The organism is Crateriforma conspicua, from assembly GCF_007752935.1.
GTDB classification, from domain to species: Bacteria; Planctomycetota; Planctomycetia; order Pirellulales; family Pirellulaceae; genus Crateriforma; species Crateriforma conspicua.
Genome location: NZ_CP036319.1, coordinates 420,077 through 436,907, shown reverse-complemented (window position 1 = coordinate 436,907; position 16,831 = coordinate 420,077). Strand labels below are relative to the sequence as shown.

General features: G+C 59.1%; 14 protein-coding genes. 5 read left to right on the top strand and 9 right to left on the bottom strand.

Going from position 1 to position 16,831, the window contains the following annotated elements; genetic code table 11:
• Window positions 1–221: 221 nt before the first annotated feature.
• Together Mal65_RS01735 and Mal65_RS01730 are read right to left on the bottom strand one after the other, a co-directional pair.
• Window positions 222–1,247 (bottom strand): type II secretion system F family protein, encoded by a 1,026-nt coding sequence (locus Mal65_RS01735; RefSeq protein ID WP_145293083.1) that lies wholly within the window; start codon window positions 1,245–1,247, stop codon window positions 222–224.
• Window positions 1,248–1,394: 147 nt separating this feature from the next.
• A complete protein-coding gene (locus Mal65_RS01730; RefSeq protein ID WP_145293080.1) occupies window positions 1,395–1,685 on the bottom strand; it encodes a hypothetical protein in 291 nt (96 codons plus the stop codon).
• A gap of 217 nt (window positions 1,686–1,902) precedes the next feature.
• Here Mal65_RS01730 and Mal65_RS27365 point away from each other — a divergent pair, with 217 nt between their 5' ends.
• Window positions 1,903–2,688, top strand: coding sequence for a sensor histidine kinase (locus tag Mal65_RS27365; RefSeq protein WP_145293078.1), 786 nt, complete (start codon window positions 1,903–1,905; stop codon window positions 2,686–2,688).
• A gap of 39 nt (window positions 2,689–2,727) precedes the next feature.
• Here the strand turns inward: Mal65_RS27365 and Mal65_RS01720 are convergent, their stop codons facing one another.
• The 5 genes from Mal65_RS01720 to Mal65_RS01700 form a co-directional block, all read right to left on the bottom strand.
• Window positions 2,728–3,429, bottom strand: coding sequence for a DUF2461 domain-containing protein (locus Mal65_RS01720; protein WP_145293076.1), 702 nt, complete (start codon window positions 3,427–3,429; stop codon window positions 2,728–2,730).
• Between the two features lie 33 nt (window positions 3,430–3,462).
• Complete coding sequence (locus tag Mal65_RS01715; protein WP_145293074.1) at window positions 3,463–4,869, bottom strand: DUF1552 domain-containing protein; 1,407 nt, start codon at window positions 4,867–4,869, stop codon at window positions 3,463–3,465.
• A gap of 85 nt (window positions 4,870–4,954) precedes the next feature.
• On the bottom strand, window positions 4,955–7,405 hold the full coding sequence (locus tag Mal65_RS01710) for a DUF1592 domain-containing protein (protein WP_165701006.1): 2,451 nt from the start codon (window positions 7,403–7,405) through the stop codon (window positions 4,955–4,957).
• A gap of 234 nt (window positions 7,406–7,639) precedes the next feature.
• Window positions 7,640–8,614, bottom strand: coding sequence for a serine O-acetyltransferase (locus tag Mal65_RS01705; protein ID WP_145293071.1), 975 nt, complete (start codon window positions 8,612–8,614; stop codon window positions 7,640–7,642).
• Between the two features lie 268 nt (window positions 8,615–8,882).
• Window positions 8,883–9,311, bottom strand: a complete 429-nt coding sequence (locus Mal65_RS01700) for a hypothetical protein (protein WP_145293070.1) — start codon at window positions 9,309–9,311, stop codon at window positions 8,883–8,885.
• 414 nt (window positions 9,312–9,725) lie between these two features.
• On the opposite strand from Mal65_RS01700, the gene Mal65_RS01695 reads away from it, so the two are divergent.
• From Mal65_RS01695 to Mal65_RS01680, 4 genes are all read left to right on the top strand, one after another.
• On the top strand, window positions 9,726–10,208 hold the full coding sequence (locus Mal65_RS01695) for a hypothetical protein (protein WP_196784486.1): 483 nt from the start codon (window positions 9,726–9,728) through the stop codon (window positions 10,206–10,208).
• Between the two features lie 68 nt (window positions 10,209–10,276).
• On the top strand, window positions 10,277–12,196 hold the full coding sequence (locus tag Mal65_RS01690) for a DNA gyrase/topoisomerase IV subunit B (RefSeq protein ID WP_145293069.1): 1,920 nt from the start codon (window positions 10,277–10,279) through the stop codon (window positions 12,194–12,196).
• A gap of 161 nt (window positions 12,197–12,357) precedes the next feature.
• A complete protein-coding gene (locus Mal65_RS01685; protein WP_145293068.1) occupies window positions 12,358–13,728 on the top strand; it encodes a cellulase family glycosylhydrolase in 1,371 nt (456 codons plus the stop codon).
• Between the two features lie 194 nt (window positions 13,729–13,922).
• On the top strand, window positions 13,923–14,765 hold the full coding sequence (locus Mal65_RS01680; RefSeq protein WP_196784485.1) for a hypothetical protein: 843 nt from the start codon (window positions 13,923–13,925) through the stop codon (window positions 14,763–14,765).
• Window positions 14,766–14,922: 157 nt separating this feature from the next.
• On the opposite strand, the gene Mal65_RS01675 is transcribed toward Mal65_RS01680, so the two are convergent.
• Both Mal65_RS01675 and Mal65_RS01670 read right to left on the bottom strand, forming a co-directional pair.
• Complete coding sequence (locus Mal65_RS01675) at window positions 14,923–15,747, bottom strand: glycosyltransferase family 2 protein (RefSeq protein ID WP_196784484.1); 825 nt, start codon at window positions 15,745–15,747, stop codon at window positions 14,923–14,925.
• An 8-nt stretch (window positions 15,748–15,755) separates the two neighbouring features.
• A complete protein-coding gene (locus Mal65_RS01670) occupies window positions 15,756–16,817 on the bottom strand; it encodes a glycosyltransferase family 4 protein (protein ID WP_145293066.1) in 1,062 nt (353 codons plus the stop codon).
• Window positions 16,818–16,831: the final 14 nt, after the last annotated feature.

The window sequence follows — 16,831 nt, the reverse complement described above, 5'->3', positions numbered from 1 at the left end:
CTATCGGGTTGAGAAACTTGATTTCGGTTCGGCCGAATGGTCGGGTGTCTTCGATCCACGGGCGGATCACCTGGGTTTGACAACGCGTCGGAACATGGTTGATCCCCGGGGCTGGTTCGGCAAACGCCATTTTAGTCGGCCGGTGCGACTTCGGGTGCGTCCCCCCAAACGCGACCCATTGTTGCAGCGGCCGCTTGAATGCTTCGAATCGATGATGGAACTCAGATCGGCTGCAAGGCTTGGTCGTAAAGCCCCATCACCGACATCAACAGACGAACGATGAAGAACAGCAGCACTAGAATCATGGTGGCCCAAACCAAACCGCTGGCCAGTCCGGCGATCGCCCGCATGGCCGTCTTGGCACGCTCATCGTATTCATTGGCAAGTCCGTCGATGGATTCGGCGTCCGTTCCGGACAGTTCGGCGACCTCCACACGACTGATGAAATCGTCAGGAAAAACGGACGCCGCTTCCAAAGCGCCCGACAACGTCGCGCCGCCGCGAATCGCCTGTTCCACTCGGTCCGACGCGGCGCGGTAGTAATCGCTGTCGGTGCTGTCCAAAGCCAACTGGATCGATCGGACCGGATCCAATCCGGCATCCAACGACAACGCCAATGTGCGACTGAAACGGGCTAGCGTGATCGTTTGCAATGACGGTCCCAAACCCGGAATCATGTACAGCAGGGGAATCAGATTCTGGACTCCGGCCACATTACGGCTGAACGCCCAGAGCGAGCCGAAGATCAACGCCAAGATGGCCAGGATATATCCCCAGAAAATCAACACGCCACGGGGACCGCGCAAGCCCAGCCCCAAAACATCGCTCATCTGGCCGCCGGTCGCCGGCGTCAGCACACCCAGAATCCAAATCAACAGACTCAGCACCCCCAGTCCCGCGATCAGTTGCAGCATCGGCAACGTGATAGCGCCGATGAACGCGCGACGCAGGGCCAGCTGAGTCTCATAATGACTGGCCAGCGAAAACATCGTCCGTTCCAATCGACCGGTCGATTCCCCCACGCGAGTCATCGACTGTAACAGCGGCGGAAAAAACTGACCGCTGCGTTTCATCGCCGCGTGCAACTGTTCGCCCTGCGATGCCTGGTCGGCCAGATCGTTCAACGCATCGCGTTGCCGCGCCGATCCCTGCTTGGCCTCGGCACGCAACAAATCAACGATGTTCGCGCCGGCGTGCAGCCCCGTGCCGAATCGTCGAGTGAATCCGGCGACGGAACTGAGTTTCATGCGTGAAAAAAACATGGGGCCTTGCCGCCAAGCAAGTCATCTAGGATCGGTAACATCAGGCAATCGCCCGGTATTGTGACCGATTCAGGCCGGTGCGTCATTGTGGCGGCGGGACGACGGCCATCGGCCGGCGTTTCGCAGTCCCATTCAGGCGGCTTTTGCGGACACGCGTGCCATGGACACCGCCGGATGGGCCGGCGTGTCGCCGTTCGGTGGCTGCGTTCGTGACCGGAATTCGGCCAAGATCTGGTCCAGCTGCTCCAACTGGTCCGCCGCGGTCTGGGTCATGTCCAGAAACAGGATTCGTCGCCGGCCCAGTTGGCACCAATCGGCACCGCGCCCGTCCAGCGGTTCAGTGCGGACATGAAAACCCATCTGCGTCGCGTCTTGAATGCGCCATTTCAGCCGGCTGACGACGTGATCTTGAGTCGGTTTCATGGGATTTCGTCCAAGGCGACGAAGACACCCCCGAATCAGTGCAAAATTTGCGGCATCGCGGGGGTCGAAACAGGGAATTGAAACGGTGTCCGTGGACTTGGCAAGCTTTGCCGCGCTGATCATCTGCGGTATAGCAGGTCTGACGATGTTGACGATAGATCGGATAAAGCGACTCCGCCTTCAACCGCTCGCACAGCCGATCCGGACACTTGGACTTATGCCCACCACGCCATCGCCGTCGACCTCAACCGCCACCACGCAACAGCAACTGGAATTCCTGCAAGGACAGTTGCGCCAAAACCAAGCGTTGGCTGCATTGGGGGCATTAACCGGCACGGCGACGCATGAGTTCAACAACGTTCTGATGACGGTCATCAACTACGCCAAGCTGGGGCTGCGTAACGAAGACACCGCCAGCCGCACCAAAGCACTGACGAAGATCTTGGAAGCGTCCGAACGCGCCGCGAAAATCACCGGGACAATCCTGGCACAGGCGCGCAACCGCAGCGATTCGTTGGAACCGACCGACCTGGTGGACATCGTCGAAAGTTCGCTGGTGTTGCTGGAACGAGAGATGCGAAAGTATCGCATCGCGGTGGAAACCGAATTCGCGGACAACGTCCCCCGTGCCCAGGCCAGCGGGAATCAGATCCAGCGTGTCTTGCTGAACCTGTTGATCAATGCCCGCCAAGCGATGCCCGATGGCGGCACAGTCTTGGTTCGCATCGCCGCCGGTGGGGAAGGTCGCTGTGTCGAATTAACGGTGCGTGATTCGGGAACCGGGATCCCGGCGGACAAGCTGCCCAAGATCTTCGAACCATTCTTTACGACCAAATCCGGTCCCGATGAATCGGGCAAAGGTGGCACCGGGTTGGGCCTGGCGGCCTGCAAAGAAATCATCGACCGCCATGGCGGACGTATCCGTGTCGAAAGCACCGTCGGCGTGGGCACCGCCTTCATCATTCGATTGCCCATCGCCGGTGACCAACAGGCGGCCGCCTAGCAACTGCGGTCCGTCCAGTTCATCGCCGGGTCGCCCGTGTCAGTACGGCACTTCCACCGCATCGCACAGAAACCGCATCAATGGTCGGGCGGCTTTCATCCGGTCGCTAAGCGTTGCAATCACATCCGGTGCAAGCAGTTGTTGACGGCTCAGTGGTGCAAGACCGATGAAATCGATCCGCCTCAAGTCTTCGATTTGGGGATGATCTTTGGGATAGTCGCGCGGAGAGGTCTTCAGCGATTCACCGGTCAGTTCGTAATACCGGCGAAACGTCTTGTGGTCTCGCGTCTTGATCCAGCCCTTGGGGTCACCGTCGATCGCCGCACGAATGGCGGCCAGCGTCGATCGTTCCGGTCGCCAACACCCGGCGGCAAAGAAGCACTGGTCGGTGGCCAGATGCAAATACATCCCCGGTGCGTGAATATCGCGATCGGCTTCGTGACGCAGCGAAATGCCGACGTTGGTTTTGTACGGCGTTTTATCTTTACCGAACCGCGTGTCGCGATAAATCCGCATCAATGATCCGCCGGTCTTCTTGGCGATCGCTTGTAAAAAAGGAGCGGTTCGTCGCAGCGGCACCGCCAATTGCTGGATCAATTCCAACGCCGGTTGGCGAACTTCGGATTCGTATCGTGACTTGTTTTCCGCAAACCAGTCGCGATCGTTGTTCTGTTGCAATTCCTCCAGAAATCGGAACAGTTCTTCGCCGATCGGCGAAGCTTTAGCGGATCGTTGTGCCATCGATATCCGGGATCCCGTGCGACGCGTTGTGAATCAGGCCAAATCCAAAGGCCCGGTGCTGGTACTGAAACGTTGCTCGTCGATTCCCATGTTATGGGCCATCGACAGGAACAGGTTACACAACGGAGTCGGCTGCGCGGCGGTCAGGCGACGGCCGCGCCGGATGCCGGCCGATCCGCCACCGAAAAACAACAGCGGTAAGTTTTCGGTGTCGTGCTTATTACCGTCCCGCAACGTTGAACCGAACATCACCATACAGTGATCCAACAACGTCCCGTCGCCTTCGCCCAGGTTTCGCATACGGTCAATCAGATACGCGACCTGTTCGATGTGCCATGTTCCGATCGCCTCGTACTGCCGCAGTGTGCTTTCTTCATTGCGATGATGCGACAATCCGTGGAAAGACCCTTTGACCCCGTCGATGAACGAAAAGTTTCGCCCCGTTTGGGCGTTGCCCATCATGAACGTGGCGATCCGAGTGGTATCGGTCCAAAACGCCAACACCATGATGTCCATCATCAAGCGGACATGTTCCACGTGACTGTCGGGGATGCCCGGTCCCGGTCGCTGGATGCCCAGATCGCCTTCGTTAATCCATCGTGCTTTCGGCTTGCGTGAAGATTCGATCCGCCGTTCCACGCTACGCACGCTTTCCAGATACTCGTCCAGTTTGCCACGGTCTTCGCGTCCCAATCGTTTTGAAAACAATCGAGCATCCTCGCGAACCGCGTCCAAGACACTGGTTTCGTCCCGGTGCATCGATTCCCAAACCGCCCGATGATTCGGGTTCAATCCGGAAACCGGAGTCGACCGGACGCCACGAAACAACCGATCGAACGCCAACTGGGGAACGATTTCGTTGGGCACCGGTGTGTGTCGGTCTCGCCACGCGATGTGCGATCCATAAATGCGAGTGAAGCCGCCGCCCACGTTGTCCACGCCGGTGTAAGCCGAATCGACTCCCAATTCCAAAGTCGGTAGAGGTGTTTTGTGCCCGATCCGCTGAGCCATCCACTGGTCGATCGATGTGCATCCGGTGTCCATGTCGCGACCGGACGTCCGCAATACGTGGCCGCCCGATAGAAAGGCCGGGACCTTGGGCCAGTGCCCGTTGCCGCCGGCCAAGTCGGGATGATGAAAATTTTCCAACAGGATCAATTCGTCGCCGACGCCGGAAAGAGGTCGCAACATTGGGGTCCAATCGAACTGGTCACTGTCGGGCGTTGCGGCAGGGTTCCAGTTTGCCGGGTTCACCCCGTTGGGCATGAACAAGAACGCCGAACGCATCGGCGGCCGATCCAACGCCTTTCCGGTGACTTCACGTCCGGCAGCAGAAGTCGATCCCGCCATCGCCCCCAGCCAGGGAAGTCCGACCGAAACACCCGCACCGCGCAAAAGATGGCGGCGGGAAACGGGATTGCTGCGTCGAATGAATGCCATCGCAAGTTCCGGTTTGTCGGCAGGTTTTGGTAAGTGAAGACAAAAAACAGCGTGGTTGGAAATCGCAAACGAACATGAGTTCCGATCAGTGATCCACCGATTCGACGGCTCCGGCAGGACCTTGTCGGAACCGGAACGGCAAACTTTGCACCACCGCATGGATCAGGTCCGCGGTCGTTGTTTCCGGCTGAATTGCTTGATCGACCAACGATTCGATCGTGCAACTGTCGGCGTCTTCCAAGCTACGTGCCAGGGCATAGCCGAGCAAACGACGCACGTATTCACGGGCAAACGATTCGTGTCGCTGTCGCAACACCGTTCGCAATTGGTTGACGTCTTCAAAGGTCGTCCCGTCGGGCAAGCGACCGGACGTGTCGATCGCCTGACCGCCCTGGGATTCGCTATCGCGATAACGGCCCAACACATCGAAACACTCCATCGCGAATCCGATCGGATCGATCAAATCGTGACAGGCCGCACAGGTCGGGTTCTGTCGATGTCGCTGCAACCGTTCACGCACCGTTTTGCCGTCTTGTTCCTTTTCACCGCCCGGCAATTGCCCGGCATCCGGGGGCGGCGAAGGCACACGAGCCCCCAGAAGCGTTTCCAAGACCCAACCGCCTCGCAACACCGGGCTGGTCCGCCGCGAATAGCTGGTCAGCATGTGAACGGCCCCCAAACCTAAGACGCCGGCACGTCGTCGGTCAGGCGAATCGGACGACAAGTCCAGCCGATAAAACGGTCCCAAGTCGACGTCATCGTGTTCGCCTCCCCATCGCCCCTTGGCGGGTTTCGGCGTCGATTCATCGTCTGCAAACTGTCCGATTCGGTAGTGCCGGGCCAACACATCGTTGACGATCACATAGTCCGCATCGATCCAATCGATGATCGGGCGGTCGTTCCGCATCATGTGGTGCATCAATGCACCGACCTGGGCTCGCAGCGAACGCACCAGCATCGGGTTGTAAGCGGGTTTGAAAAAATTCGTGTCTGGAATCTTGGTGTTGCCGACCGCGACGGTGCCCAGCCACTGACCGGCAAACGAATCGGCAAAGCGAATACTGCGTGGATCGGCGATCATCCGGTCCACTTGGCGTCGCAATTCGTCCGGATGCGAAAGCTGTCCCGATTCAGCCAACGTCAACAACGTTTCATCGGGCAACGAGTGCCACAAGAAGAACGACAAGCGAGACGCCAGTTCGAAATCACTGACCGCGACGATCCGCTCCGGTGCAACCGATCGTTCGCCAACAAACAGAAAGTTTGGCGAAACCAGAATGGCGATCAAAGGCAACTTCATTGACCGAAGGATGCCGTCGCCGCGGTCCAAGCCACGATCGATCAACATGGCCAAACGATCACGCTGCCCATCGCTCAGCGGTCGTCGCCAAGCAAGACGTGCGAACCGATCAATCGCTTGCAAGGCTTGCTTTCGATTGCATTTCGGATCGAACGACAACGCGGATTCGGTCGTCTGTCCCAAAAACCGTCGCATCGCCGACAACCGTTGGCTCAATTCGGGTCCGCCCGTCTGGATCGCAAGTCGATCCAACGCGACACGACACTGTTGATCCGGGGCGTCTTGATGCTGGATGGCCCAGCGTCGAAAAGTGTCGGAATTTTGTCGACGCTGACGTTCATCTTCTTGGCCGCCGCGGATGTCCCGCTGGGGCAAGCCCACCAGCAAGCCTTCGACCGCGGGCGTCGGTTCCACCGGTTCATGGACACCGGTGGTCCGACCGACCGTCTCCAGTCGGATTTGGTGGGGACCGGCAGTCAAGGAAAGCAAGATCCAACCGACCGGGTGCCCACCCTCACTCTGCAAGCTCACGGTTTCAGCGATGCGGCCATCAACCGTGACCTGAACGAGGGCCCCACCCGATTCCGCCGGTGATCGGATCAGCAATCCGCAATCCCGGTCGGTCGGCATCACGACCAGCGTTTGCCCGGACCAGCGAACCAACGGCGGCGGCGTCACGATCAGTCGATCAGCGACCTGGCCGGCGACCTCCAGATAGCGTTCCATCAACAGCGGGGGCAGGAACAAGGTTTCGGCGTTGTTGTCGAATCCCTCGCCACCGCTGCCGTCGGCTGGAAAACTTTCGACAAAGTCAAAATCCAATCCCGTCAGGTCATTGATCACGTGAGTGTATTGGTCGCGATTCAAACGCCGTGGCTGGACACTGCCAGCATACTCTTCTCCGGTGCAAGCCGTCGTTCGCAGATGGTCCTCGATCCAGCGTGCCAGCTGTAGACGCTGGGATTCGCTGGGTTGATCCGCGTCGGCCGGTGGCATCGTGCGGTGGTTCAGTTGCTGTGCGACGCTGGACCAAATTTCGCGTTGGTGTTGAATCTGCGCCGCCGTTTTCGAACGCAGAAAGCCGACCGGATCATCGGCATCCTCGGGATGGTGACAATCGCCACAGAACTGCACCAACAGCGGGCGGACCACGTCGACGAAATGAGTCTGGCTGATCGGTTGCGTCGGCGACGGACCGGCCGCTGATGGCGGGTCCGCCCCGGCGGTCGGCAGCATCGTCCACAACCAAACCAACACGAGCACGGCGGGTCGGCGAGACGGAAGAAGATCGTGATGGGGCACAGGTTGGCGAGCGGAAGGCGGGTGGGCGGGGCAGTGCAGGCGGGGGCGACGAATCCATCTTGTTTCGTCACGTCTGCAGTATGTCCCGTCTGCAGCCGAGGAGCAAATCTTGCCGACCTGCTACCTGCTACCTGCTACCTGCTACCTGCTACCTGCTACCTACCATCCCTATATCTGATAATTGCCCGCCGGCGTCATTTCTTCGCTCGGTTCCTCACTGCCTTTGACCCGCAGTTGAGGCTTCTCCAGCATCACGGTGGTTCCCGGCGAAACACTTTTGGTGATCCACACGCTGGATCCGATCACCGAATCGCGACCGATCACCGTGCGACCACCCAAGATGGTTGCATTGGCATAGACCACCACCTGGTCCTCGATGGTCGGGTGACGTTTTTTGCCACGGATTAGCTGTCCGGTCGAATCGGTTGGAAAGCTCAGCGCCCCCAACGTCACGCCTTGGTACAGCTTGACGTGGTTTCCGATTTCACAAGTTTCCCCGACCACCACACCGGTGCCGTGGTCGATGAAGAAGTATTCACCGATCTCCGCACCCGGGTGAATGTCGATGCCGGTTTGCTTGTGAGCCCACTCGGTCATCATCCGCGGAATGAAGGGCACCTGCAGCCGGGTCAATTCGTGCGCGATCCGGTACACCGTGATGGCTTCGAAACCCGGATAGCAGAAAACGATTTCATCGGTGGTTTGACAGGCCGGATCTCCGTCAAAGGCGGCTTGCACGTCGGTGCCCAAGACCGCCCGCAGTCGTGGGATGCTCTTGAGCAATTCGATGGCCATGGCCTGACCCTTGGCCTCGAAATCAACATCGCTTTCGCAATCGCCGTGGTTGTGCTTGACCCGATCCTCGTGCCGAAGCGCCCGAGCGATTTGGGCGGTCAGCGAATCATGCAGCTGGTCGATCAGGCCGCCGACGTGATAGTGAATGTTGCCGCTGTGAAGTCCCGTTTTTCGCCGATACCCCGGATACAGGATGTCCTTCAGGTCCAACAGGATGTCGATAATCGCGGTGTAATTGGGCAGCGGACAGTGACCCAAATGATTGATCACGTCGTCGGGCGTGTACGTCGACACGATTTGTTCGGTCAGACGCGGAAGCTGTTCTTTAAGACGGAAATCCGATGCCACGCTAACACTCTCTTTTGCTGATCAATCGCCGCGGGAATGACATCCGTTGCAGGGATGACGGGGGTGCACCGCCAAAGGTTCATCCGATGCGATCAAACCGGAAAACGATCCGATCGACAATGGTGCTCTGCCGCTGGAAACCGCCGATCCCCCGCCCAGGCGGCCGAAACCACACGCACACACGGACCACCATCCAATGGGGCCCGCGTGTATGCGAAGGCATTCGTCATGCGAACCGCATGCCGCGATTCGTGCGGTCGTCGGTCGCCTAGCGGCCGATCGACGGCGGGTTGTCCAGCAGGAAATCGCGGGGGCCGCGGTGCGTGTAATACGGGTACGCGGTTTGGGCCGAAGGCGGGCCGGGCTGGAACGGCTGGCTGTTCAGCACCGTGCTGGTGTCGTGTCCCAGCAGCCCCGGGTTCAGGTGGCTGCTGTAATTGTGACCGCCCTGTTGCCAGCCGATCGGGCCGGCCACACAGCCGTTGCGGCAACCGTTGCAATTGTTGCACGAGTTGCAGTTTTTCTTGCCGCCGAGCTGTCCCAGCAATCCGCCACCCGAATTGCATTCATTGCACTGGCAACTGTTGGTTTGGCAGCTGTTGCAATCATTGCAGCCGCCGCGGGTGTTGTGGTGCAGGCATCCGGTGGCGGACATCAACAGTCCCACCAACGATCCGATCATCAGCCAACGATTCATTTCTCGAATCCTTCCGAGTGTCTCGCCACCTAAGGCAGCTACGTTTCATCAATCCATCCGCGCGGCGACCGGGCAGTCGGACGAGACAGCCAAAATTCTGGTCCCGGTGATCCCGGGAATGGCTGCCAGCACCGACGCATGGGCCCCAACGGTCTGGGTTCCTTCGTCTGGTGCTAATCATTCGGACGCCGCCGCCGTGCGGATGCAACCAATCGGCTTAACCGGCCCAGACCGAACGTGGACACGCCCGAAGAAAACCAGCAAATTGCCTATTTTGCCGTTTGCTAGCATTCCGGCGTCGCTTCGAGTCGGAAAATCCGGGTTGAAATCGGTTCGCCAAAGATGTTAGCGGCACAGTCGCAGAGCCCGCGAAAGCGGAACGATCCGATCCGAAACGACCCCAAGGGTGATTCGATGACTGGCCGATGCGAACGACGTCTCTGGCAAGCCGACCGACACGAAACAATCGAAAACCGCGGCGCCGAAAACGACCGCGTGGCGGTCGGACGCGCCGGCCGCTGGACGCCACAGGGAATCTGGATGCTGGCTGGGATTCTGTGTCTTGTCATCACGACGCCCGCCACCGCTCAGATCACAGCCCCGCGAACACTCTCGACGGTCCCCGATCGCACGGCAAACTTGGAAGAACAGCTGATCAACCGTCTGCGTGCCGTCGCCCCGGACCAACAGGCGTTTGTCCGGCACATCGTCCAGCTGACCGAACAGGACCGGCTGGACCTGAAATTGGTGGTCGCGGTCGAACGTTACGCGTTGAAACGCAATTCAGTCTTGCCGTTTCCCTATTTCGAGCGGGCGATCCGCTATCTGGCGGAAAAACGGGGACTGACGATTCCCGCCGTTCGGCAATTCGCGACCACGGCCGCCCCCACCCCCTGACGCGGCAATCACGTTGGCTGCCCAGGCCGGCATTCCGAAATTCGGGCCGATGAAGCATACTTCGGCCCATGAGCAAATCAGCCAACGGAAACAGTTACGCGGCGAAAGACATCGTCGCCCTGGAAGGACTGGAACCAGTCCGCAAACGCCCCGGCATGTACATCGGTGGCGTCGGATCGGCCGGCCTGCACCATCTGATCTGGGAAATCGTCGACAACAGTGTCGACGAGGCGATGAACGGGCATGCCAGCGAGATCACGGTCACGCTGCACAAAGACGCCAGCACGATCTCGGTCTCCGACAACGGCCGCGGCATCCCGATCGACAAGCACCCACAGACGAAAAAGCCGGCGCTGGAAATGGTGCTGACTGTCCTGCACGCGGGCGGCAAATTCGAAGGCAACAATTACAAGACCGCCGGCGGTCTGCACGGCGTGGGTGCCAGTGTCGTCAACGCGCTCAGTAAAGAACTGATCGCGGTCGTCCGCCGCGACGGCAGCCAATTCCGGATGACGTTTTCCAAGGGCGTGCCGACGTCCAAGCTACAGAAACTGCGGGGCACGGTTCGTGGCAGTGGGACGATGATCACCTTCACGCCCGACCCGACCATCTTTCCGAAGACAACTTTCGACAGCGAAACGATCCGGCATCGCTTGGAAACGGCCAGCTTCCTGCACCGCGGGCTGAAGGTCACCTTCGTCGACGAAACCCAGGGCACTAAGCAGACCTATCTGCACGAAGAAGGCATCGTCGACTATTTGCGAAAGGTGCTGAAGGATCGAAACGCTAAACCGATCCATGAGGCTCCGTTCACCCTGAACCAAGACGCCGATCCACGGATGGAGATCACGCTGCAGTGGACCGAGTCGACCGACGAACACATCCGCAGTTACGTCAACGGGATCCCGACCGGCAGCGGCGGCACCCATGAAAACGGATTCCGTGGCGGATTGACCAAAGCGGTCCGCAACTACATCGACACCCACAACCTGACGCCGCGGGGCGTGAAGATTTCCCCCGAAGACATTCGCGAAGGCTTGGTCGCGATCGTCAGCGTGTTCATCTCCGAACCTCAATTCCAAGGTCAAACCAAAGACCGGTTGAACAATCCGGAAGTCCAGGCCGCGGTCGAAGGCGTCGTGCGCCCGTCGGCTGAACAATGGATGAACAACAACCGCAGCATCGCTGATTCGATCGTCGCGCGGATCATCGCCGCCGCTCGGGCCCGCGCCGCCAGCCGCGCCGCCAGCGAAGCGGTGTCACGAAAAACGGCCGGCAAACGCAGCCTGTTGCCCGGCAAGCTTTCCGATTGCATCTCGACCGGCAAAGGGTACAGCGAACTGTTCATCGTCGAAGGTGACAGCGCCGGCGGCAGCGCCAAACAAGGCCGCGACCGAAACACTCAAGCGATCCTGCCGCTGCGTGGAAAGGTGCTGAACACCGAAAGTGCGACGCTGAAGAAGATCCTGGAGAACAAAGAAATCCAAGACATGATCGCGGCGTTGGGATGCGGCATCGGCGCCAACATGAACGTCGCCAGTCTGCGTTACGACCGCGTGATTCTGTTGGCCGACGCCGACAGTGACGGGCATCACATCACGACGTTGCTGCTGACGTTCTTCTATCGTCACATGCCACAACTGATCGCCGACGGGCGGCTATTCATCGCCGTACCGCCGCTGTATCGCATCGACATCGGCAAAGAAACTTACTGGGCCGCCGATGAAGCCCACCGCGAAGAAATCTTGGCCCAGCACGGCGGCCGAGCCAAACCGGAAATCACCCGCTTCAAGGGACTGGGCGAAATGATGCCCAACGTCCTGTGGGAAACCACGCTGAATCCGGCCACGCGAAAATTGGAAAAGGTGGAAATCGACGATCACCTGGAAACCGACCGCGTGATCAGCGATCTGATGGGCCGCGATGCGTCGGCACGATTCCGCTTCATCATGGATCGGGCCGAAGACGCCGTCGAAATCGACGTCTAATCGACCGCCCTTGTGCTCGTCACGACGACGCGATGAAAGCCCAAAAAGAGCACAGGGAAAAAATTGTGTCGAATCCTCTGCAGGCAGCTTCACTTAGGTAAACGCCCTACCATACTCTGGGGGTGCGGCATTCCGCCGCTTTGCCTCTCGAGAGATGGATCATGAGCCTGCAATTTTCGTCGCTAAATTCTTGTTGCTTTCACACTCGGCCCGCCCGCATTGCATTCAGCCTTGCGGCTTGTCTGCTGCTGCTTGCCCCCACCGGCGTCACCGCCAAACAGCCGGCCGGGCATGGTGGACCGTCGGCATCCAAAAAGGTCAATGACCCGCCGCGTGTCATCGTCCGGCGGACTGCCTGGGGCAAAACGGTCACCGGTTCGACCGGACAACTGCTTCGCGGCGGTGTGATCCCGGTGTTCAAGTACCGGCGTGATTTGATCGGTACCGAACATGGTCCGGAGACCGATTACGCACGCGACCCCGAATTCTATGACCAGATGAAAGCCGCCGGTGTGAACGCGATTCGGCTGGTCTTCTTCGACCCGTGGCAACGTTCCCACGGCGACTACGTGACCGATCAACCCTATCCCTACATGCCGATCACCGTGCAGGACGTCTATCGCCAAGGCTTGGCCGATGAAGGTGATCGCAAAGCCGCTAAACGCGTGCTGCGGGAAGAACGCGACAAGCTGTTCGATGACTTTGACACCATCATCGACTTGGCCGCCCAGCGAGGCATGTACGTGATGATCAACTATCACGATGTGTTCGGGTACACCGATCCGGATTTCGACGGCGGTATTCCGATTGACGACTGGCAATTCGGATACACCGACAACCAAACGTACCTGAACACGTTTTGGAACTGGATGTCCAAGCGTTACAAGAATCGAACGCACGTGTTCTTTGAATTGATGAACGAACCGGTCGGCTACCATCCCAACGACTATTCCGACGATGACATCCAGGCGATCTATGACTTGTACCGCCGTGTCCGCCGCCGGGCACCCAAGACGCACCTGGTGCTGGGCAGCTTCGTCACACCGGCCAGCTGGAACGAACGCACGATGTTGGCGATCGCAGACCAGTGGGAAAGCATGGGCGTCGATTTCACCAACGCATCGATTGGCTATCACGGATACGACACATCCGACCTGCCTTGGACCAGTGACGACGTCACGGAAGTCGCGCAGAAGTACGCGATCCTGAACACCGAACAGAATTTTCCCGAGTATGTCGACGACGGAACCGGGGATCCCGACGCTCCCGGATACGACGGTGATTTTTATGGTCACCAGTCGATGGAGCGTCTGAACATCAGCTGGTTTTCGTGGAACACCGCCGGACCGGACGAATTTGAAGCCAACTTCGAGGGCCTGCTGCGTGCCGAAGCCGCCGCGAAAGGTTTCCTGTGGGACGCCGAGCTTTGGCTGGCCGATTTGGTGCAGTATTACCAGAACCAGCGTGGCTTTTTCGCCCGTTTCATCTACTACGCAATGAAGTGCTACTTCTGGCGGGTGACGTTCTTCTAACCTCCCGCCCCGGTTGGATGCTTTTCGGCGATCGGCTCGCTCGGGGCATCGTCGATATCGGCCAGCGGCTTACCTTCCGTACAGCCGCCATTGGGGGCGGCTGGCCCGGCAAAAAGGGCGAAATTGCCATGGCGTTTGGGAACCGGAATCCCCTAAGTTTGCCGGTGTTAAAAGGACCGGCTGTCGATCGGTCCGTGACCGCATCGCATGGAAGGTTTGATTCAATGGTCACCGTGGTCTGCACCCGCTGGCTGGACGCGTTTCCCGCTTCGTACGTTACCGTGCTACGCAACGCCGTGGCCGCCAGTCTGAAGCGTCCCCACAGGTTCGTCTGTGTGACGGACAACCCGGGCGGGTTGGAAAACGGGGTGGAAGGTGTCGCGATGCCGGATCTGGGAATCCCGCTGCAATACCAACGTCGCGGGTGCTGGCCCAAGCTTTCGATCTTCACGCCGGGATTGCTTCCGGCCGACCAGCCGACGTTGTACTTGGATTTGGACGTGATGGTCCGCCAAGATCTGGATGCCTTTTTCGAACGCATCGAATCCACCGGCGGGTTTCACGCGCTGCGTGAATGGAATCCGACGATCTGGAGCATGGTTCCCTTGGCCATGCGACCGCACCGTGGCGTGCAAGGTTCGATTCTGGGTTTTTATCCCGGCGAACAAGCCAAACTGTTTCACCGATTTTATGACCAGAAGGAACTCTGCTTCGACGCGTTTCCGCTGGATCAGGATTTCCTGAGCGAGAACGCCCAGTCGCCTCAAGATTGGCCCTTCGCTTGGACGTCCAGCTTCAAGTGGCACTGCTTGCACTATTATCCGATCAACCAAGTGCTGACGAAAATCCACGAGCCCAAGAACGCCAAAGTCGTCGTGTTCCACGGCAACCCGCGTCCGATCGATGTGGTCCCGCTGGGCGATTACCGCTGGGGCACCAAACGCAAGTTCGGACACGGTCCGGTTGACTGGGTCCGCGATTACTGGTTGCGTCACGACCCGACCTGGACCGATGCGGCTCCGGCCAAAGCGGCCTGATCTGGTCGACGTACCGGACGCATCGACGTACCCACAAGCGAGACCGATCACCCACAGGGTTGCCGAAGCGATGCTTCGGCAACCTTTTCTTTTGGCCGCACCGCATCGGCACACACACACTCCGATGCGACGAACGGAAACTGCGCCAAGCGAAAAACTAGGCGGCGGCGGCCACTGATTCGTCCACGATACCCCAGGGCGTCCGGGTGCGACCGGATGCTTTGGTCTGTTGCCGGATCCGATCGTTGTTGGCCCACATTTCCTCGGTCACGTAACCACGATCGTGATCCAAGTGCAAACAGATCGCGGTGTATCGGATCTGAATGCCCTTCATGCCGGCGTTGACCAGACGTTCGCCCAATTCGCGATCTTCGCCGCCGTACTGCATCCGAGTGTCGAATCCGTTGGCGGCAACCAAATCGGATTTCCACGTACTGCTTTGCGCCCCGTTCCACGACGCCACGGTCGGCGTCATTCGGTTCATCCAACGGCCGATGACGGCGGGGGCGGCGATACGTGCGTTCTTCCAGCGCAGTGGCTGCCCGGCGTTTTGCAAGAAGCGATGCGTGAATGCGCGGCCCGATGCAATGTCGGCTTGCCCGATCGCACGACTGACCGGCCGTGTCAATTTGAAGTATCCCGCCGACAGATAGTGTCCCGGCTTGGCCATCGACTTGTGCAACGCGACGACATCGCGACGCGGAACACAGTCGCCATCGGTCAGCATCAAGTAATCACAATCGTTTTGTTCGATCGCCCGGTTCAGGATCTCAGTCTTTCGGAACCCGTCGTCGGGGTGCCAAACATGGCGCAAGTTCAAGCGACCGCGTTGCCGAAAGTCTTCCACCAACCGGCGTGTTTCGGATCCCGATCCATCGTCGGCGATGATGGTTTCAAAATCGGGATCGGTTTGACATTCATACCCCCACAGAACCTTCTGCAGCCACTGTGGCGAATTGTAAGTGCTGATGATCACACCCATGCGCATCGTCAGGCCGCCTTGTTCCAAAGGTTTCGATAGACCTCGCGGATTCGCCGGGATTCCAGTTCCGCGCTGTAATGATTGATCACACGCTGACGTCCCGCCTGCCCCATCGAAATACGCAGCGTGTCATCATCCAGCAATCTCGCGATCGCCTGGGACAAACCATCGGCGTCACCACAGTCGACCAGCAAACCCGTCTTTTCGGGCACAACGATCTGCGGATACGCCCCGGTCATGCTGGCGACCACCGCCGCCTGACACGCCATGGCTTCCAACGGCACCAAGCCGAAACCTTCATAGCGAGCCGGCGCCACGCACATCGAAATGCCCGACAACAAACGAGCCAGATCGTCGTGCCCCAACTGGTTCATCCAATAGACTTGATCCGTAACGCCTGCTTCATGAATCCGCTTTTTCAAATCGTCTGCGAACTCCGCAAACTTTTGTGTTGCGGTCCCGACCAAACAAGCCGCCACGTCCCGGCGTTGCTGCAACACAGGAATCATCGCGTCGACAAACAAGTCGGTGCCCTTTTCCGGACGTATGCGTCCGACGATGGCCGCGGCCTTTTGCTGTCGAATGCCGAAGGACCGCAACACACCGGTGCGGTCATCGGCGGGACGAAACTTTTGGCAATTCACGCCATGCGGGATCACCGCGGCCACGTCACGCAGATGGGACGCCGCTTCGTCGGTTGTCGCGATCCGAACGTCCGCGGTCGAGATCAAAAAACGTGGCACCGCCGAATGACGACGCTTGGCCGCGGACGTGAACACCACGCGGACGGGCCGACGCAAAACCTTGCGAAGAAGCAGACCCAACCAAAGTTCGATATTGCGACGGGCGTGCAGGATCCGAAACGGCTTTTCCACCGGTCGACGCCAACACAACTGAATCGCCTGCCACATGCCGACACGAGGGTACGGACTTTCGCGGCCCGACAACACGGCCAACCTTTCTTTGTCCGCCATTTCCGGCAACATGGTCGCAATCGTCGCGCTGACACCGGTGAATCGATGGTGCCAATCGCCGATGATCAGTTCGGCGTCTTCGACCTGATGGGTCATGGTTGAAACCTGTA